Source organism: Novosphingobium sp. BL-S-24, assembly GCF_055521575.1.
On the sequence record NZ_CM145488.1, the window covers coordinates 2453569 to 2472594 of the forward strand.

The window sequence follows — 19026 nt, forward strand, 5'->3', positions numbered from 1 at the left end:
GGGGCGTCAAGCGGCCGGGTGGCGCTTGGCCCATATTGCGGGACGACCATCCACGGCGCTCGCCTGGTAGACATTGTCCCAGCGATCGAACGTATTTTGCGCGTCGTCGGGATTGAGCGGCTTATCGGGTGCGAAAGAGTCAAAACCACAGCGACGAAGGTGAGCGATCATATCGACCACGACATCACCGACCGCGCGCAGCTCACCCGTGTACCCAGCTTCCCGGAGGATGCGGGCCGACGAGTATCCCCTGCCGTCGGTCCAGGCGGGGAAATTGACTTCCACCAGCGCAAGACGATCGAGTTGGGCGAGGAGGTTGCGAGCGTCGTCACCGGGTTCGATGCGGACGGCGGTGGCATTAGTTTGTTCAGCAAACACATCCACGGTGACGGCCGGATCGTTGACGGCTTCGTCGTTTCGGAAGCGGAATTGCACTTCAACCATAGATGGCCTCCTTGAACGGTTCCATGCCGATACGGCGGTAGGTGTCGAGGAATCGTTCATCGCCCTGCTTGTTGGCGAGGTAAACTTTCGTCGCCTTTTCAACAGCATCGACCACGCCGTCCTCGTCAAAGCCGGGGCCGGTGATCTTGCCGAGCGAGGTGTCTGCGCCTTCGCTGCCGCCGAACGAAAGCTGGTAGTTTTCCACCCCCTTCTTGTCGACGCCGAGAATGCCGATGTGGCCGGCATGGTGATGACCGCAGGCATTGATGCAGCCAGAAATCTTGAGCTTCAGCTCGCCGATTTCAGCCTGCTTTTCCGCCGATCCGAACCGTTCGGAAATCTTCTGCGCCACTGGGATCGACCGCGCGTTGGCCAGTGAGCAATAGTCGAGTCCGGGGCAAGCGATGATGTCACCCACGGTATCGAGGTTGGCGGTGCCGATCCCGGCCTCGTCCAGTGCCTTCCAGACGGTGTAGAGATCAGCCTTGCGGACGTGCGGCAGGACGATGTTCTGGGCATGGGTCACGCGCAGTTCGTCGAACGAATAGTCGCGCCCAAGCTGCGCCATCAGGCGAATCTGATCCGCCGTCGCGTCGCCCGGAATGCCGCCAACCGGCTTCAGGCTGATGGTCGCGATGATATAGCCCGGCTGCTTGTGCGCATGCGTGTTGCGCTCCACCCACAGGCGGAAGTCGGGATCCGAAAGATCCAGATCGTCGGACGCGTTGGCATCGAAGGCGGGGTCGACGAAGTGCGCCTTGATCCGCTCCAGCTCGGCGAGCGGCGGCTCGATGGGCTGGGTCAGCAGATGGGCGAATTCTTCCTCGACCTGGCGGATATATTCATCCTTGCCCAGTTCGTGGACGAGGATCTTGATCCGCGCCTTGTACTTGTTATCGCGACGACCATGGCGGTTGTAGACGCGCAAGCACGCCTCGGAATACGTGATCAGCTGCTCAAGCGGCACGAATTCGCGCACCATGGGGGCAATCATGGGTGTGCGGCCCATGCCGCCACCGGCATAGAACTGCGCGCCGATCTCACCAGCGGCATTGCGCACCATCTTGATGCCGATGTCGTGCAGGCGCATCGCCGCGCGATCCTTTTCGGATGCGATCACGGCAATCTTGAACTTACGCGGCAGAACCAGAAATTCCGGGTGGAAGCTGGACCACTGACGCAGCAATTCCGCGTAAGGGCGGGGATCGACGATCTCGTCCGCGGCGGCGCCGGCGAACTGGTCAGCGCTGATGTTGCGGATGCAGTTGCCGCTGGTCTGGATGGCATGCATCTCAACCGTGGCGAGTTCGGCCAGAATGTCCGGCGTCTCTTCCAGCTTGATCCAGTTGTACTGGATGTTCTGGCGCGTGGTGAAGTGGCCGTAACCGCGATCGTACTTGTCCGCGATATCACCGAGCAGGTGCATCTGTGCAGAGCTCAGCGTCCCGTAAGGCACCGCGACGCGCAGCATGTAGGCGTGCAGCTGAAGGTAGAGCCCGTTCTGCAGACGCAGAGGCTTGAACTGGTCTTCGGTCAGTTCACCCGAAAGGCGGCGGCGGACCTGATCGCGAAATTCCGCGACGCGGGTATCGACCATCTGCTGGTCATATTCGTCATACTTGTACATCAGATCACCCAGTTCACGGCTTCGGGGTCGGACGGCTTGAGCGTCAGATCGGGGCGTACGGTTGGCCCAAGAGCGCGGATCCGCTCCTTGATATGGCCCGGGCGGACGCCTTCGTCGGTCTTCACGGCATCGACGACATAGGCGGCGAAGACATTCTGTGCGCCTTCTTCACGAGCGATGATGGCGGCACCATGCCCTTCGACATCGGCGGAATCGTTGACGTCCAGCGACCAGCCAACGCCCGTCCACCAGATGACCGCTCCGGTCTTGAGGTCATTCCCCGTCAGGATATTCACTTTGCTGCCTCCAGCGCCAGTGCGCGAATAGTGTTGTCGGTATCGGATACGACGTGCCCGATAACGATAAGCGCCGGGCTTTGCACCCTCTCGCTTTCAACAATCGCGGAAAGGCCGGCAAGGGGCGCGCGGAGCACGCGCATGTCGGCGCGCGTGGCCTTTTCGATGACGGCCGTCGGGACATCAGGCGCAAGGCCATCCGCCATCAGCTTTTCCGAGATCTGGGCGGCTGTCGCCAGCCCCATGAAGATCACCAGGGTGCGATCCTTTCCGGCGAGGCCGGACCAGTCCTGATCGGACAACCCCTTGCACTGGCCCGCCACGAAGCTGACGATCGAGGCGTGATCGCGATGGGTCAGCGGGATTCCCGCAGCGGCGGACGCACCCAGCGCCGAAGATATGCCGGGCACCACTTCCACCGCGACACCGGCAGCGTGGCAAGCCTGCATTTCTTCTCCGCCACGCCCGAAAATGAAAGGATCGCCGCCCTTCAGCCGGACCACGTCGTTCCCTGCAAGCGCTTCGCGCACGAGAAGCGCGTTGATGTCGTCCTGCTTCATCGTGTGGCGTGACCGGCTTTTGGCGACTGATATCAACCTTGCGCCTGACCGCGCCATGGCGAGGATGGCGGGGTCGACCAGGCCATCATGGACGATCAGCGATGCGCTCATCAACAGGCGTGCGGCGCGCAAGGTCAACAGGTCGGGATCCCCGGGGCCAGCGCCAACCAGATATACAGTGCCGATACGATCGCGAGAGGCGGGATTCGCTGTCATGGGGTGCAAATGGCGTCGATCGATCAGTGATGCCAGCCATAATGCCTTTGGATGGACTAAGAGCAGCTTTACGGCCGACCCTAACGCGGCGGCTAACAGACCTGCTTACATCCGATCCGGGGGAATGCGCTCTAAGGAAGCCTCATTAGTAGCTTCGCTAACTAAATCTTAACCGCGCCAGTGGACGGTTGAAGGCCACCCAGGGAGACGGTACAATGCCGATAGCGGCTCATTTCGAAGATGTCCCTTATAGCGAAGGTAAGCCACGCGCCGAACGGCGCCGTTTGCTGTTGGAAACCCAGGGGGCGCTGGAATCGGGCGTCGAGACCGAGGTTGTCGTTCACAATCTGTCCCAGACCGGCGTGCTGCTTGAAACGAGGGTCGATCTGGAAATCGGTGAGGCATTAACGCTGGAACTGCCGGAAGCGGACCCTGTGGTGGCGAGAGTCATCTGGGCAAGCGGCGATCTTTACGGGTGTGCGTTTGACAGCAATATCCCGCAGTTGACGCTCAAGGCATCGGCGCTGCGCAGCGCGGTGCGAACCGAATTCGGCATCGGCGCGGCTCCTTCTCCCATACCAGCCATACCATCTGCGATTGGAGGCGAAAGCCTGGGCGAGCGCCTGCATCGCCTGCGCAAGTTACGTGGTCTTACGCAGGGAGAACTGGCGAATAGGCTCGGCGTCAGCAAGCCGACGGTCTGGGCGTGGGAGCAGGGCCGGGCGAGGCCGATCGAAGAACGCATCGAAGCCATCGCCGAGGCGCTGGGCGTCGAGGGCGTCGATCTGCGGCCTAGCCGCACGGTGCCAGGACTTCCTGAACTTATCTCCCGGTGCCGGGAGCAAATCGCGACGGCGGTGGAAACCACGCCCGAAAAAGTCAGGATCATGATTGAACTGTAGCACGTGCCATCGCGTATCCGGCTCGTCCAAACCAAAACAACCGAGTCGGTTCATCCTTTTTTAATTTTCTGTTTGCGGGTGCCTATTTCGATGGTAAACCTTTTGATAACAATAGCTTAGTATAACTGGTTAGCTAACCGGACAATTGTTTTCAGGGCGTGTCGGGAGAATGGAAAGGGTTGTTCAGATCGTTGATTAAGAATGTCGTCGCTTGAATCGGGCAGGAATTTCGGGACGCAGTTGAATGGGCATGAACTTCACATTTCAGGAAAGCTCAGTCCTTTACGGGATGCTGGCCGAAAGCACGACCGACATCATTCTCAAAACCGATCCAAAGGGTTTCATCGTTCATGCGACGTCGGCCATGGCGGAACTGGGGCATCGCGAACCGGGTGCGCTGATGGGGCCGCACTTGCTCGACCTGGTGGCGCCCGAAGCTAAGCAGCAGATCTCCCGCGCCCATGGCAGGGCCTTGGCGGGTGAGGATGTAGACTGGATCGAATTCCCCGCGCTGACGCGAGACGAGCGCAAGCAGTGGTTCGAAATTCGCCTGCGTGCCCTGCTGCGTCACGATGGCGCGCCCTATGGCGTGCTTGGCGTGATGCGCAATGTCGATGAACTGCGATCGTTGAGCGAACGCTTGTTTACGGCTACCTATTCCGATCCGTTGACCGGGCTGACCAACCGGACCGCTTTCATCTCGATGCTGGAGCATATGCTCGACGCCGGGATGGACGGGTGCCTGGGGCTGTTCAGCATCGATTTTTTCCGCACCATCAATATGCAGTATGGGCAGAGCGTTGGCGATCAGGTGCTCAACGTGTTCTCCGATCTCCTGCGGGAGATGCTTCGCAGCGACGACATTATCTCCCGCATCGGGTCCGAGCGGTTCGCCGTGATCCTGCCCAGGGTCACGCCGACTGAGGCGGAAGGCATATGCCGGCGGGTCGTCACCACGTTGTCGGAGCTGAAGCAGAAAGTCGGCACCAGCCATTTCGCGATGACGGCCAGCGGCAGCGTCGCCCGGATCGGCACCAGCCTTGATTCCACGATTGAGCGGGCGGAAATGGCGCTCTTCGTCGCCAAGGCAAAAGGACGCAACCGGCTGGAGATGGAAAAGCCGGTGCGGCTGGCGGTAGGCTAGCCCCCGATCAACGCGGGTCCTGCCACCGCCCGATCAGTCCAAGCGCATGGCGCACGAAGGCGTCGCGATCCAGCACCCAACTGCTTCCGGCAGGCAAGTCCGGATCGGTGTAGGTCCACCCCTCGTTCAAGTAGGCCCGCTTGAAAGTGCCGGTCGTGTCGAACGCCAGCGACACAGCGCGCTGCTGCACCTTGTCGGTCCGCTCGCCGCCTTCCACGTGCGAGCCATCGGCCGAGAGCCCCGACCCCTGCGACCGCAGCGCGAAGACATGCGGCTCGGTGCGGAAACTCTCGACCGTGGTGTTCACGAACACCGAGAGATACACCTTGTCCAGCGCCGAGAGCGGATTTGCCGGCATTCGCCAGTCGGGCGTGACCAGCACGTCCCATGGGTAGTTTTCCCGCGCGCCGTAAACGATCTCGCTGCGCAGATCGACCAGCGTGTCACGCGGCGCCTGCGCGGGCATGACACGACGGATGTGCAGATTGTCGGACCAGGTAAACCCGAACGCAGAGGCATCGATCAGCGGCATGGCGGAGGGGGTGGAGCCGCTCGGATCATTGCTGACGGTGACGTTCTCGTAGATGCGCAGGTAGGCCTTGTCCTTGATCTGATGGCCGCTCGCCATGTTCTCCCAGGTGCGCTGACCATGCCAGCTTGAATTGCGGAAGTGGGACACGAGCGTCCCGTTGATGTAGGTCGAGTGCTCCTGATCCGCATTGGTGCCGACATTCCCGGCGATCTCGCTGTCCTCGACATAAAGCATCGTCTGCCCGCTCGGCACGAAGATCGCATTCTTTCCGCCGTAGATCCGGGACCGGCGGATGACGGCGGTGAACAGGCCCGGCCTGGCGGTCCCCACTGCTTCGAGATGCAGCGCACCCATCGGCTGGATCGCGCCGGGAAAGTTAAGATCGATGTCGCGCATTTCGAAATGCACGCGGCTTTTCCCGATGTCGAACATGCGCAGATCGACGCTCGCCCAGTCGTAACTGGTATTGAACGTCACCCGCTGTCCGGGGATCGAGGACCGCAGGATATATTGCGTACCATCGAGGGCTCCGGCGATCTGCGGCATCCATGGCGCGAACGGATAGACGCAGGGCTTGCCAGCGGCATCGAGCGCTTCGTAGATGAACTCGTAACCGCCCTCTGCCCGGCCGTAGAGCGAGTTTGCATCCCGTCCGTCATAGACTTCGCGCCCCGCCGCGCGCGAGGCATCGCACTTGACCTTGAGCGTGATCGCCGGGGCCTGCAGGCCCGTCATCGGCATGTAGAACGGATAGAGATTGTCGGTTTTTGGAGCCGCATTGGTTTCGCCTCCGCACGAGGCCATGGCGATTGCCGAAACCGCCAACAGTGCGTGACGCAGGTTCATGGCTCCGTTCCTTGCTGACCGCCGGAATTGGCATCCCTGCGGCCGATCGCTTCGATCAGTTCGCGCATCGTCGCCGTGTCCCGCAAATTGAGATCACGCTGCGGGTAGGGCACCTTGATGCCATTCTCCTGCATCAGTCGCCACAAACCTTTTAGCACATCTGATCGCACGTTGCCGACGCCTTCCTCGGGGTCGGTGATCCAGCAGTGAATGACGAACGCGACGCCGTTTTCGGCAAAGCTGTCCAGCCAGACCGTTGGTGGCGGGGCGGCCAGAACACGCTTCACCGACCGCGCCGCCTCCAGCATCAGTTCCTCGGCGCGCTCTATGTCGGAGGCGAAGGGGATCACCACGGGCACCTGAATGCGCACGTTGCGACTGGAATAGGACCAGTTTTCAACCTGATTAATCATCAGGTTTTCGTTCGGAATCAGATATTCCTTCTGATCACGCGTGGTCAGCGAAACCGCGCGAATGCCGATGCGCCGGATCTGCCCGAAAGTATATTGGCCCCCCTGATCGGTAATCGCGATCACGTCGCCCGGCTTGATGGACTTGTCCATGAGCAGGATGATGCCGGCGATCAGGTTGCCGAATGTCTTCTGCAGACCGAAGCCGATCGCCAGACCGAACGCGCCGGAGAACACCGTCAGCGCCGTGAGATCTATGCCGAGGACATCGACGCCGATGAGGAAAGCGATTGCCCAGATGAACAGGCTCAGCATCTTTTCCGTCAGCAGGCGTTGCGTCATGTCGAGCCGGGTCGCCTTGGCAAGGATCCTGCTCGACATTCGGCTGGATGCCCACGCGATCGTGATTACCAGCGCCAACACCGACAGGACCACGACAAGATCCCAGATCGAAAACCGCGTGGCTCCGATCTGGATGGCCAGGCTGTCGGCGGTATTGATGATGCCGCCCACGGTATCGCTACGCGAAGCGACCGCATCCTTGATCCCGTCCGCGCCTGACACCTGGGGGGCGTGGGTCGCCGTCGCCGTGGCTGTGGGCGTAGGGACTGGCCGCAGGGCCGCAGCCATAGCGTTGAGTATCACCCTTGCCGCCAGGTGCCGAGCGCCTGTTCGATGTCTGCGATAAGGTCGGCCGGATCTTCCAGCCCGATCGCGAGGCGAACGGCATGGCGGTCATTGTTCGACAGCGGCGCAGGCGGCCATGGCATCTGGCTACGATAGGCGGAAGGCTCGATCGGCAAGGCAAGGCTTTCGAAGCCGCCCCACGAAAATCCGATGCCGAACAAGGTCAAACTATCGACGAAACGATCGCGCGCGGCTTTGGTCCCACCGTTGAACACGAAGCTGAACAATCCGCAGCCGCTCGTGAAGTCCCGCTTCCAGATCTCGTAGCCCGGCGCGCCTTCGAGCATGGGGCACAACACTTCCGCCACTTCGTCACGACCTGCCAGCCAACGGGCGATCGCGGTCGCGCTGTCGGTTTCCTGCTTGAGCCGCAAGTGGAGCGTGCGCAAGCCGCGCAAGGCCAGCGCGGCATCGTCGGGCGAGACGACTGTGCCCAGTTGCTGCGCTCTCGCGCGCAGTCGCGCATAAAGCTCTGGTCCTGCACTGGCGCTGCCCATCATCAGGTCGGAATGGCCGCCGACATGCTTGGTCAGCGCCATCAGGGAAATATCGATCCCATGGTCCAGCGCCTGAAATCCCAGTGAACTCGCCCAGGTATTGTCGAGCACGGAAATTGCCCCCTTGGCCCGGGCTATTCGAGCCAACTCCGGCAGGTCGGCCATCTCCATCGAGAGGCTGCCGGGCGCTTCGAGAAGAACGGCGCGGGTCCGGTCGCAGAACAGCGCTTCGTAGGCGGCAGGGTCGAGCGGGTCGAAGAAGCGCGGCTCGATGCCCAAGTCGGTCAGCAGCCCCTTGCCCATGGCACGCGCGGGGTCATAAGCGTTGTCGCTGATCAGAACGACATCACCAGGGCCAAGCAACGTCAGCATCACTCCGGCGATCGCGGCCACGCCCGAGGGATAGAGCACCGTTCCCGCCGCGCCCGGTTCGAGCACGGTGAGCGCATCGGCAAGCGCCCATTGCGTGGGAGCGCCGCGGCGACCGTAAAAGAACCGACCGTCCTCGTTATGCCTGGGCGCGGCAAACAACGCGGCGGTATCGGGATAGAGGTGGGTGCTCGCGCGCCAGACCGGCGGATTGACCACCGGTCCAGTCCATTCGCTGCGCCGCCCCGCCCCGACGATTTTCGTAGCCTGGGAAAGAGTGTCGGCGCGCTTGCTGCTATCCAATGTCGTCTCCGTTGATGCCAGGTATTCCCTAGGGCATTTTCCGGTGCGTTGGGAAGCGGCAGAACTCAGGCGCTATCGGAACATTGTCATCCAACGGCGATGCGGTGGTCCACTGGCTGAGACGGATAGTCGCGGGCAGCTTCGACTTCGCGGGTCAGCACGTCCCGATGCTCGCGCGGTCCAGTGTCCAGACGAAGAGGCGATAGGCCCCCGGCGCCGTTATCCGTCCCCACGGTGTAAACGCGGCGAACGACGGCACTGTCTGTGTCCGAAACCAAGCAAAGGCGGACCAGCGGCACGAAGAACGACGCGTTCCCCTGCCTAAGGACACGAATGGCGTTCAGTGGAATCTGAACCTCGCCCTTCACCGTCGTGCTTTCGTTTTCGGCGAGTGAGGGAACGGGGACCAGTTTGAAGAGAGTATCAGGGCTCGGCGCCAGTTGCTCCGCCGGTGGTATGGAGGCGTGCGCGCCGATCATGTCACCGACAAGGTGGCCGGAAGGCAGGCCCGTCGGCGATGAAATCGTCAACCGATACTGCAGTGTGGCGTAAACGAGCGATAGGCGAAGTCCCACCACCTCGAACATCAATTCCGGTCCGGAAGGCGTGGCCGTTGCTGCTGTATCGACCGGGCGCGGTGCGGGCTGAGCGGGTGTCGGTTCGGGCCGTGCCGCTGGAGTGGGCGCAGGCTGGGGACGAGGTGTCGGTTCAAGCCTGACTTCCGGGACCTCGGTGCTCGACTGTTCTACACGGCGACGACGCAGGTAGATGAGCAGGCCACCCAACGCTGCCAAAATCGCCAGCGGCGCCACCCACCACCATATCGAACTGCCATCCTGCTTTCCGGACGTCGAGGAAACCGCGGGCACACTTGGCTCTTGCGAGATTGCTGGCTGGTCAGGTGTGCTGGTCTCGGGAGCAGCGGGTGGAGGCTCAGCCGGGAAAGTTTCCGATGCGTCCGATGTGCTGGCCGCATCGGGAGCAGCGCGGGCCACGGGTTGCGTCGGTTCAGCGCTAGGGCGTGCGGTTGGCGTCGCGGAGGGCTGCTCTGTAGGCGCGGAAGCGCGTCGGGGCGGAGGTGGGGAAAGTGTCGGGACCGGGGTGGGTGCCGGCGCGTTTGGAGCCCCTTCCGCTCCACGGGTCGGACGAACGACGGGATTTTGCCCATCGACCGGGCCTTGTACCGTTGAATTGGTGGGCGTGCTGGTCGGTTCGGGCAGGGTCCATGACCCGATCGATTGCGCGTGGGCGGAAAAAGACAGCGATGTGCCCAGCGCAACGGCGGATGCCGCGAGCATGTATGATGTGAAGTTGCCCCTCATGATCCTGCCACTGTCGCCCAAATCGCTGTGAACCGCGTCTTAATGCCTTGTGCATACGCGACCGGCCGTGACTAGGCGCAGATGGGTAATTGCGCAATTGCAACTGTGGCTTGTCAATCAGTCGCATGCGAGGCATTCGCCGTCTGCATGAATGATACCCCCCCATCCAACTCGGCGCCGTTGCATCTCGGCCAACAGAGTGCCTTGCCGTCATCACCCGACCAGGCAGTGCTCGATTACGTCCCCAATCCCCGGCAGGGCAGCCTGTATCTCGTGCGGTTCGCGGCGCCCGAATTCACATCGCTCTGCCCGGTGACCGGACAGCCAGATTTCGCTCATCTTGTCCTGGATTATGCTCCCGGCGAAACCATCGTCGAGTCCAAAAGCCTGAAGCTCTTCCTCGGATCATTTCGCAACCACAGCGGATTCCATGAAGACGTGACCGTCGGCATTGGCCAGCGGTTATTTGACGAGATGAAACCACGCTGGCTTCGCATCGGTGGTTACTGGTATCCGCGCGGCGGCATTCCTATCGACGTGTTCTGGCAATCCGACGCTCTCCCCTTCGGTCTGTGGGTGCCGGATCAGGGCGTTCAGGGATACCGTGGTCGCGGGTAAGGGTTAACGGCTCAGAAGTCCGCGCTTGCGAACTTCAAACCATTTACGCGCGTAAGATCGATAACGCCGTCACCGATCGAGGCCATCTGGCGTGAGGTCAGGCATTGAGCGTACACCGTCGGTGCTTCGGCCTTCCGCGCAGCTTCGGTGTCGAGTGCGGAATCCAGTTTGGACGTGCACTGATTACGTGATTCGTAACTTTGCACTGGGGTCTGAAGACGCTCGCAAGCGGTGCCGTCATCCGAGCAACCAAACAGTGCAAGGGCGAAGAGAGTAGCGCTCATGTGAGTATCTCCTTCCTGCCTAAACAACGGTTGCGACGGACGATGTATCCCGGTTTCTCTCAAATATTTCCAATTGGTTACCGGTCTGGTCACCATCAGCTGTCGATAACTTGAGCGGTTCTTTTTCCACATGCGCACTGGAACCAAAGCGCGGGCGGGGGGTAAAGCCCCACCATGGACCAGACCAAAGCAAAGCTCGTCATCCGGCAGGCAACCGTAGCGGATGCGCCTGCGATCGCCCGCCTGTCAGTCAAGGTATATGGCAAGGCCGACGCCTTTACCCGCGCCGAGATCCGGGGGCAGGTGATCAACTTCCCGGAAGGCCAGTTCGTCGCCGAATACGAGGGCAAAGTGGTCGGCCATTGCGCGACGATGATCGTAACGAGCGACCTGGCGTTCAAGCCGCACACCTGGGAGGAAATCAGCAACGGTGGCTATGGACGTCCGCCTGCACCGGAAGGTGACGTGCTGTACGGATTCGAGGTTTGCGTCGATCCGGACTATCGCCGCCTGCGCATCGGTCAGCGCCTCTACCGAAAGCGCCGCGAAGTCTGCCAGTATTTCGAACTCAAGGGCATTGCCTTTGCCGGGCGGATGCCGGGATATTCACGCCGGAAGCGGCATTATCCAGATCCGGCCGCCTATGTGCAGGCAGTGCGCGACAAGAAGATCCGCGACCAGGTCATCAACTTCCAGATGAACGAGGGCTACGAGCCCAAGGACATCCTGCCGGACTATATCCCGACGGACCGGGAAAGTGGCGGCAACGCCGTACTGATGTACTGGACTAATCCGCTGGCGCCGCCTGACACCGGCAAAGCCGTGCCCGGGATCAAGGAGCGGGTGCCGTCCAGTGTGCGGGTCGCCACTGTGCAGTTTCAGATGCGCAAGATCGAGACGATCGACCAGTTCGAGGCGCAGGTGGAATACTGGATCGATGTCGCGGCAGACTATCAGGCCGACTTTGTGGTGTTCCCCGAACTCTTCACGCTCGAACTTCTCTCGATCGAGGAAACCAAGCTGGAGCCGGTCGAGGCTATCGAGAAAGTGGCGACGTATACCGAGCGCTTCGTCGCATTCATGCAGGGCATGGCGGTCAGCTATAACATCAACATCATCGGTGGCTCGCACCCGACCCGCGTCAAGCTCAAGGGCGGGAAAAGCGAGATCAGGAACATCGCGTACACCTTCCTGCGGGATGGGGCGGTGCACGAGACGCAGAAGTTGCATCCCACGCCATCGGAACGCCGCTGGTGGAACGTGCGCGGCGGGTATGGGGCCAATGTGATCCAGACTGATTGCGGACCGATCGGAGTTATGATCTGCTACGACAGCGAGTTTCCTGAACTCGCCCGCCACCTTGTGAATCAGGGGGCGCTGATGCTCTTCGTGCCGTTCTGCACCGACGAGCGGCGGGGCTACCTGCGAGTGCGCTACTGCGCGCAGGCTCGGGCGGTGGAGAACCAGTGCTACGTCGTGACCTCGGGCGTGGTGGGCAACCTGCCTAACGTCGAGAACATGGACGTGCACTATGCCGAAAGCGCGATCCTGACGCCTTCGGACTTTCCATTTGCCCGTGATGGCGTGGCGGCGGACACGGCGCCTAATACCGAGACCATCGCCATCGCCGACCTCAGCCTGGATGCGCTGCTGACGGCGCGGCAGTCGGGCGCGGTGCAGAATCTGCGTGATCGCCGGTTCGACCTTTACCGCGTCGAATGGGCGCAGACCAACCCGGAAGCGGCGGGCAGCGGGCTGTACAGCGAGGAAACCCACGGCAAGCACGCGGTGTCGCACGGATAGGGTTTAGTTGATGAAACACATGCGCCTAGTGTGCGCATGAGCGAGCAACTTGCCCGGCGATGGAAGGACCCGAACGGATCGTATCGCACATCGTCGATGTAGGAAAATCCCCGCGGATATTTTTGCGGCGCAGCACAATCACCCTTGCCGCATCGGGGCGCTGTGGTAGCCACTGAGAGGTGATCACCGGCATCGTCACGGGCGGGCCGTCCGGGTGCCCGGGCGATCCGCAAAGGAGTGCATTCGTGGCCAGCGAACCCGTGTCCGATACCGATCCTGCAACGCCTTCCGCTTTCGATCAGCACATCACCCGCGTCCTGCGTACCCGCGTGGGCAAGGACGATCGCGCGGCAAAGCAGCATGACTGGTATCGCGCCGCGATCTACGCCCTGCGCGACGAGATCATCGAGGCCTGGTTCAAATCGACGCGCCGCACGTATGATAGCGGTGGCAAGCGCGTTTATTACCTGTCGATGGAGTTCCTGATCGGCCGCCTGTTGCGCGATGCCCTGTCCAACATGGGCATGACGCGTGAGATGGAGGAGGCGCTCGCCGCCCATGGCCTGAACCTGGCGGAGATCGAGGATCTCGAGCCGGATGCGGCGCTCGGCAATGGCGGGCTGGGGCGGCTGGCCGCCTGCTTCATGGAAAGCCTCGCCACGCTGGACATCCCGGCATACGGCTATGGCATCCGATATGTAAACGGCATGTTCCGTCAGCGGATCGACGATGGCTGGCAGGTCGAACTGCCGGAAACCTGGCTGGCGCACGGCAATCCGTGGGAGTTCGAGCGGGTCGAGAGCACATACCTTGTCGGCTTTGGCGGCGAAGTCGTGGCGCACGGCGACGGTGTCGTGTGGAACGCGGCGGAGCAGGTGGAAGCCACCGCAGTCGATACCCCGGTCGTCGGCTGGAAGGGCAAGCGCGTCAATACGCTGCGCCTGTGGACTGCCAACCCAATCGACCCGATCAAGCTGGACGCCTTCAACGCCGGCGATCACTTCGGCGCGCTGGCGGAAAAGGTGCGCGCCGAAAGCCTGGTGCGGGTGCTCTATCCGGCGGACTCCAGCCCGGCGGGCCAGGAATTGCGGCTGCGGCAGGAGTATTTCTTCACCGCCGCGTCGATCCAGGACATCGTGCGCCGCCACGTCCAGTACGTGGGCGACATCCGCACGCTGCCGGAGAAGGCGGCGATCCAGTTGAACGACACGCACCCTTCCGTCGCCGTGGCCGAACTGATGCGGCTGATGGTCGACGTGCATGGGCTGGAATTCAACGAGGCGTGGGAGGTGTGCAAGCAGACCATATCCTACACCAACCACACGCTTCTGCCGGAAGCGCTGGAAACCTGGCCGCTTCCCCTGTTCGAACGGCTGCTGCCGCGCCACATGCAGATCATCTACGCGATCAACAGCCGGGTCCTGCGCGAAGCGCGCAAGGCGGGTTGCTCGGACGCCCAGATCGCGGCGATCTCTCTGATCGACGAGAGCGGCGAACGGCGTGTCCGCATGGCGAACCTGGCGTTCGTGGGCGCGCATTCGATCAACGGAGTGGCCGCGCTCCACACCGAACTGATGAAGGAGACGGTGTTCGCCGATCTCCACGCGCTGTACCCCACCCGGATCAACAACAAGACCAACGGCGTCACGCCGCGCCGCTGGCTGCAGCAATGCAACCCCGGCCTCACCGGGGTCATCCGCGAGGCGATCGGCGATGGTTTCCTTGACGATGCGGCAAAGCTGGCGGACCTCAACCCGCTCGCCACCGATGCGGCACTGGGGGAGCGGGTCGCGGCGGTAAAGCGGGCCAACAAGGTGGCGCTGGCCGATCACATCAAGCGCACGGTCGGCATTCGGCTGGACCCCGACGCGATGTTCGATGTCCAGATCAAGCGCATCCATGAATACAAGCGCCAGCTGCTCAACCTGATCGAGACCGTCGCCCTCTACGACCAGATCCGCAGTCATCCCGAAAATGACTGGGTGCCGCGCGTGAAGATCTTCGGCGGCAAGGCCGCGCCGAGCTATCACAACGCCAAGCTGATCATCAAACTGGCCAACGACATCGCCCGGCGCGTCAATTCCGATCCTTCGGTGGGCGGTCTGCTCAAGGTGGTTTACGTGCCCAATTACAACGTCAGCCAGGCGGAGCAGATCATCCCCGCCGCCGACCTTTCCGAACAGATCTCCACCGCCGGGATGGAAGCGTCCGGCACCGGCAACATGAAGTTCGCGATGAACGGCGCGCTGACGATCGGCACGCTCGATGGCGCAAACGTGGAGATCAAGGATCACGTCGGGGACGAGAACATCGTGATTTTCGGCCTGACCGCAGAGGAAGTCGCGGCAAAGCGGGCGGATGGCTACAACCCGCGCGAGGTGATCGAGCAGTCGCGCGAACTGGCGCAGGCCCTGTCGGCCATCGCGTCTGGCGTGTTCTCGCCGGACGATCCGACGCGCTACCAGGGCCTGATCGATGGTATCTATTCCCACGACTGGTTCATGTGCGCCGCTGATTTCGATGCCTATGCCGCCGCCCAGCGGGAAGTCGACACGCGCTGGCGGGATGGCGCTGGCTGGCGGACCTCGGCGATCCGGAACATTGCCAATGTCGGGTGGTTCTCATCGGACCGGACTATCGGTGAATACGCCAAGGACATCTGGAAGGTCTTGTGAAGCCATCGGAAACCGCCATCCAATCCCTGCTTCACGGAACCAACGCTGATCCGTTCTCCTTACTTGGAACTCATTCCGGTCCTGGCGGCACCACCTTTCGCGCAATCCTGCCGGGTGCGGACAGTGCGGAGGCCTTCGCGCTGGACGGCACGCGCCTTGGCGTCATGGAAAAATCGAGCGGCGGCAGCCTGTTCGAAGGCTGTTTCCCGGTCGAGCGCCAGCCCGTGCGCTATCACTGCGCGGCGGGCGGGCAGGGCTGGGTGGTGACCGACCCTTACAGCTTCGGCCCCGTCCTTGGCCCGCTGGACGACCTGCTGATCGGCGAAGGCACGCATTTTCGCCTGTTCGACAAGCTGGGCGCGCATGTCATCGAGCATGAAGGCGTCGAGGGCGTCCACTTCGCGGTCTGGGCGCCCAACGCGCGGCTGGTCAGCGTAGTCGGCGATTTCAACGACTGGGACACGGGTCGCCACGTCATGCGCAATCGCGTGGACATCGGCGTGTGGGAAATCTTCATCCCCGACATCGCCGAGCACCGCGCCTATAAATACCACGTCGTCGGCAGTGATGGCGTGGCGCAGCCGCTCAAGGCTGATCCTTTTGCGTTCCGCGCCGAACTGCGCCCGGCCACCGCATCGCTCACCGCCGTGCCTGCCAAGCTGGACTGGGGCGACGAGGCGCATCGCGCGCACTGGGCGTCGGTCGATGCTCGCCGCGCGCCGGTCTCGATCTATGAAGTCCACGCCGGGTCGTGGCAGCGCGACGGGTCGAACTGGTTCCTGACGTGGGATGAACTGGCTGACCGGCTGATCCCCTATGTGGTGGAGATGGGCTTCACCCACATCGAATTTCTGCCGATCAGCGAACATCCGTACGATCCGTCGTGGGGATACCAGACCACCGGGCTGTTCGCGCCGTCGTCCCGCTTTGGGGAGCCTGCCGGGTTCGCCCGCTTCGTCGATGGTGCGCACCGCGCCGGGATCGGCGTCATTCTCGACTGGGTGCCCGCGCATTTCCCGACCGACGAGCACGGGCTGGTCCGTTTCGACGGCACCGCGCTCTACGAGCATGAGGACCCGAAGCTGGGTTTCCACCCGGACTGGAAGACGCTGATCTACAACTTCGGTCGGCGCGAAGTGCAGAGCTTTCTGATCAACAACGCGCTGTTCTGGGCGGAGCGCTATCACGTCGATGGCCTGCGCGTGGATGCCGTCGCCTCGATGCTGTACCGTGACTATTCGCGTGAGGCCGGCGAATGGATCCCCAACCAGGAAGGCGGGCGCGAGAATTGGGAAGCGGTGGACTTCCTGCGCAAGACCAACCGCGCCGTCTACAGCCAGCACCCCGGTTTCCTCACCATCGCCGAGGAATCGACCGCGTGGCCCGGCGTCACCCAGCCCGCCTACGATGGCGACGGCAAGGGGCGTGAGACGGCGCTGGGCTTTGGCTTCAAGTGGAACATGGGGTTCATGCACGACACGCTCCAGTACATGGCGCGCGATCCGATCCACCGCCAGTTCCATCACCATGACCTGACGTTCGGGCTGGTCTATGCTTTTTCCGAGAATTACGTGCTGCCGCTCAGCCACGACGAAGTGGTGCACGGCAAAGGCTCTCTCCTCGGCAAGATGAGCGGAGACGACTGGCAGCAGTTCGCCAACCTGCGCGCCTATTACGCGTTCATGTGGGGGTATCCCGGCAAGAAGCTGCTGTTCATGGGTCAGGAGTTCGCCCAGCGCCGCGAATGGAGCGAGGATCGCGCCCTGGACTGGGATCTGCGCGCCGCGCCCGCGCATGAAGGAGTGCGCAACCTGGTCAAGGATCTGAACCACCTCTACCGCTCAAAACCCGCGCTCCATGCCGCCGATTGCGAGGGTGATGGGTTCGAATGGCTGGTGGTGGACGATGCACACAACTCGGTCTTCGCCTGGCTGCGCAAGGCGCCGGGCGCGCCGCCCGTCGCGGTGATCGCCAACATGACGCCGACGATGCACACCGATTACGAAGTGCAGCTATGGCTGGCGGGCACTTGGAACGAGATCCTCAACAGCGATGCCGCGCACTATGGCGGCACCGGGCAAGGCAACATGGGCCACGTCACCGCGTCTGACGGTCGCGCCCGTGTCACGCTGCCGCCGCTGGCCACGATCATGCTCGAATATGCCGGTTGAGCAACGGCACCACTCGAAGGATACGCAGGGACGACGGCCGATGGAGAATGAACGATGAGCACACCGTCCGGGCCGCTGGCGCGCGATGCCATGGCCTATGTCCTAGCCGGGGGGCGGGGCAGTCGCCTGCGGGAACTGACCGATAACCGCGCCAAGCCCGCCGTCTACTTCGGCGGCAAGGCGCGCATCATCGATTTCGCGCTGTCCAACGCCATCAATTCCGGCATCCGCCGCATTGGCGTCGCCACCCAGTACAAGGCGCATAGCCTGATCCGCCACATGCAGCGGGCGTGGAACTTCATGCGGCCGGAGCGTAACGAAAGCTTCGACATCCTGCCCGCCAGCCAGCGTATTTCCGAACTACTGTGGTACGAAGGCACGGCGGACGCGGTGTACCAGAACATCGACATCATCCAGCCCCACGATCCCAAGTACATGGTGATCCTGGCGGGCGATCACGTCTACAAGATGGACTACGAGCGGATGCTGCAACAGCACGTCAACTCGGGTGCGGACGTGACGATCGGCTGCCTGGTGGTGCCACGCATGGAAGCCACCGAGTTCGGCGTCATGCATGTCGACGGGACGGACCGCGTCACCGCGTTCGTGGAAAAGCCCGCCGACCCTCCCGGTATTCCGGGGCAGGAGCATCTGGCGCTGGCTTCGATGGGCATCTATGTCTTCAACACCGATTTCCTGTTCGACCAGCTCCGCCGCGACGCCGCCGACCCCGAAAGCAAGCGCGATTTCGGCGGCGACATCATCCCCTACATCGTGAAGCACGGCCACGCACAGGCCCACCGCTTCACGGACAGCTGCATCCGCGCGACAGACGAGATCGGCGAATACTGGCGCGATGCGGGCACGCTTGACGCTTATTTCGACGCCAATCTGGACCTGACCGACACGGTCCCGCAACTCGACATGTACGACCGCGAATGGCCCATCTGGTCCGATGCCGTGGTCGCTGCGCCTGCCAAGTTCGTCCACGACGAGGAAGGCCGCCGTGGCCACGCGATCTCGTCGCTGATCTCGAACGACTGCATCGTCTCGGGCGCGCTGGCCCGCCGATCCCTGTTGATGACCGGCGTCAAGATGGGCAGCTTTTCTTCCGCCGAGGAGGCAGTGATCCTCCCCTACTGCAACATCGGCCGCAGCGCGCGGCTGAAACGAGTCATCATCGATTCCGGCGTTCGCATCCCTGAAGGTCTGGTCGTGGGCGAAGACCCGGAACTCGACGCGCAGCGGTTCCGCCGCACCGATAACGGCGTGTGCCTCATCACCAAGCCGATGATCGAGCGGCTGGGACTTTGACGCGAG

Annotated in this window: 17 protein-coding genes; 8 read left to right on the plus strand and 9 right to left on the minus strand. The window is 62.4% G+C overall.

Features of this window, described 5'->3' with window-relative positions:
- Positions 1-6: 6 nt before the first annotated feature.
- Genes ACZ1JM_RS17205 through cobA form a run of 4 tightly spaced genes read right to left on the minus strand, consistent with a single transcriptional unit; the run spans position 7 to position 3143 of the window.
- The gene (locus ACZ1JM_RS17205; RefSeq protein WP_465133561.1) at positions 7-444 is read right to left on the minus strand and encodes a DUF934 domain-containing protein; all 438 of its coding nucleotides are present in this window, start codon (positions 442-444) and stop codon (positions 7-9) included.
- A complete protein-coding gene (locus ACZ1JM_RS17210; RefSeq protein ID WP_465133562.1) occupies positions 437-2071 on the minus strand; it encodes a nitrite/sulfite reductase in 1635 nt (544 codons plus the stop codon). Before ACZ1JM_RS17210 ends, ACZ1JM_RS17205 begins: the two co-directional genes overlap by 8 nt.
- Positions 2071-2367, minus strand: coding sequence for a DUF2849 domain-containing protein (locus tag ACZ1JM_RS17215; protein ID WP_465133563.1), 297 nt, complete (start codon positions 2365-2367; stop codon positions 2071-2073). Before ACZ1JM_RS17215 ends, ACZ1JM_RS17210 begins: the two co-directional genes overlap by 1 nt.
- Complete coding sequence (gene cobA / locus ACZ1JM_RS17220) at positions 2364-3143, minus strand: uroporphyrinogen-III C-methyltransferase (protein ID WP_465133564.1); 780 nt, start codon at positions 3141-3143, stop codon at positions 2364-2366. The genes ACZ1JM_RS17215 and cobA overlap by 4 nt, the downstream gene beginning before the upstream one ends.
- A 215-nt stretch (positions 3144-3358) precedes the next feature.
- Here cobA and ACZ1JM_RS17225 point away from each other — a divergent pair, with 215 nt between their 5' ends.
- Together ACZ1JM_RS17225 and ACZ1JM_RS17230 are read left to right on the plus strand one after the other, a co-directional pair.
- A complete protein-coding gene (locus ACZ1JM_RS17225) occupies positions 3359-4045 on the plus strand; it encodes a helix-turn-helix domain-containing protein (RefSeq protein ID WP_465133565.1) in 687 nt (228 codons plus the stop codon).
- A 250-nt stretch (positions 4046-4295) separates the two neighbouring features.
- Positions 4296-5189: a GGDEF domain-containing protein gene (locus ACZ1JM_RS17230; protein ID WP_465133566.1), complete on the plus strand. Its 894-nt coding sequence runs from the start codon at positions 4296-4298 to the stop codon at positions 5187-5189.
- A 7-nt stretch (positions 5190-5196) separates the two neighbouring features.
- Here the strand turns inward: ACZ1JM_RS17230 and ACZ1JM_RS17235 are convergent, their stop codons facing one another.
- The 4 genes from ACZ1JM_RS17235 to ACZ1JM_RS17250 all read right to left on the minus strand — a co-directional run bounded on the left by ACZ1JM_RS17235 (position 5197) and on the right by ACZ1JM_RS17250 (position 9618).
- Positions 5197-6567, minus strand: a complete 1371-nt coding sequence (locus ACZ1JM_RS17235; protein ID WP_465133567.1) for a hypothetical protein — start codon at positions 6565-6567, stop codon at positions 5197-5199.
- Positions 6564-7607 carry a mechanosensitive ion channel family protein gene (locus ACZ1JM_RS17240; RefSeq protein WP_465135118.1) on the minus strand — a complete coding sequence of 348 codons (1044 nt, stop codon included), beginning with the start codon at positions 7605-7607 and terminating at the stop codon, positions 6564-6566. The genes ACZ1JM_RS17235 and ACZ1JM_RS17240 overlap by 4 nt, the downstream gene beginning before the upstream one ends.
- Positions 7608-7618: 11 nt before the next feature.
- The gene (gene metC, locus ACZ1JM_RS17245) at positions 7619-8833 is read right to left on the minus strand and encodes a cystathionine beta-lyase (protein WP_465133568.1); all 1215 of its coding nucleotides are present in this window, start codon (positions 8831-8833) and stop codon (positions 7619-7621) included.
- An 86-nt stretch (positions 8834-8919) separates the two neighbouring features.
- A complete protein-coding gene (locus tag ACZ1JM_RS17250) occupies positions 8920-9618 on the minus strand; it encodes a hypothetical protein (RefSeq protein WP_465133569.1) in 699 nt (232 codons plus the stop codon).
- Between ACZ1JM_RS17250 and ACZ1JM_RS17255 the strand changes: the two genes are divergently transcribed.
- Positions 9602-10186, plus strand: a complete 585-nt coding sequence (locus ACZ1JM_RS17255) for a hypothetical protein (protein WP_465133570.1) — start codon at positions 9602-9604, stop codon at positions 10184-10186. The two genes, ACZ1JM_RS17250 and ACZ1JM_RS17255, sit on opposite strands and share 17 nt — an antisense overlap.
- A gap of 116 nt (positions 10187-10302) precedes the next feature.
- A complete protein-coding gene (gene queF, locus ACZ1JM_RS17260) occupies positions 10303-10773 on the plus strand; it encodes a preQ(1) synthase (RefSeq protein ID WP_465133571.1) in 471 nt (156 codons plus the stop codon).
- Positions 10774-10784: 11 nt separating this feature from the next.
- Here queF and ACZ1JM_RS17265 read toward each other — a convergent pair whose 3' ends face one another.
- The gene (locus ACZ1JM_RS17265) at positions 10785-11057 is read right to left on the minus strand and encodes a hypothetical protein (RefSeq protein WP_465133572.1); all 273 of its coding nucleotides are present in this window, start codon (positions 11055-11057) and stop codon (positions 10785-10787) included.
- Between the two features lie 174 nt (positions 11058-11231).
- Here ACZ1JM_RS17265 and ACZ1JM_RS17270 point away from each other — a divergent pair, with 174 nt between their 5' ends.
- From ACZ1JM_RS17270 to glgC, 4 genes are all read left to right on the plus strand, one after another.
- Entirely contained in the window at positions 11232-12860 is a 1629-nt protein-coding gene (locus tag ACZ1JM_RS17270) for a GNAT family N-acetyltransferase (RefSeq protein WP_465133573.1), read from the plus strand.
- Between the two features lie 245 nt (positions 12861-13105).
- On the plus strand, positions 13106-15535 hold the full coding sequence (locus ACZ1JM_RS17275) for a glycogen/starch/alpha-glucan phosphorylase (RefSeq protein WP_465133574.1): 2430 nt from the start codon (positions 13106-13108) through the stop codon (positions 15533-15535).
- Positions 15532-17706, plus strand: coding sequence for a 1,4-alpha-glucan branching protein GlgB (gene glgB, locus ACZ1JM_RS17280; protein ID WP_465133575.1), 2175 nt, complete (start codon positions 15532-15534; stop codon positions 17704-17706). Before ACZ1JM_RS17275 ends, glgB begins: the two co-directional genes overlap by 4 nt.
- 54 nt (positions 17707-17760) lie before the next feature.
- On the plus strand, positions 17761-19020 hold the full coding sequence (gene glgC, locus ACZ1JM_RS17285) for a glucose-1-phosphate adenylyltransferase (protein WP_465133576.1): 1260 nt from the start codon (positions 17761-17763) through the stop codon (positions 19018-19020).
- The last annotated feature ends 6 nt before the right edge of the window (positions 19021-19026 follow it).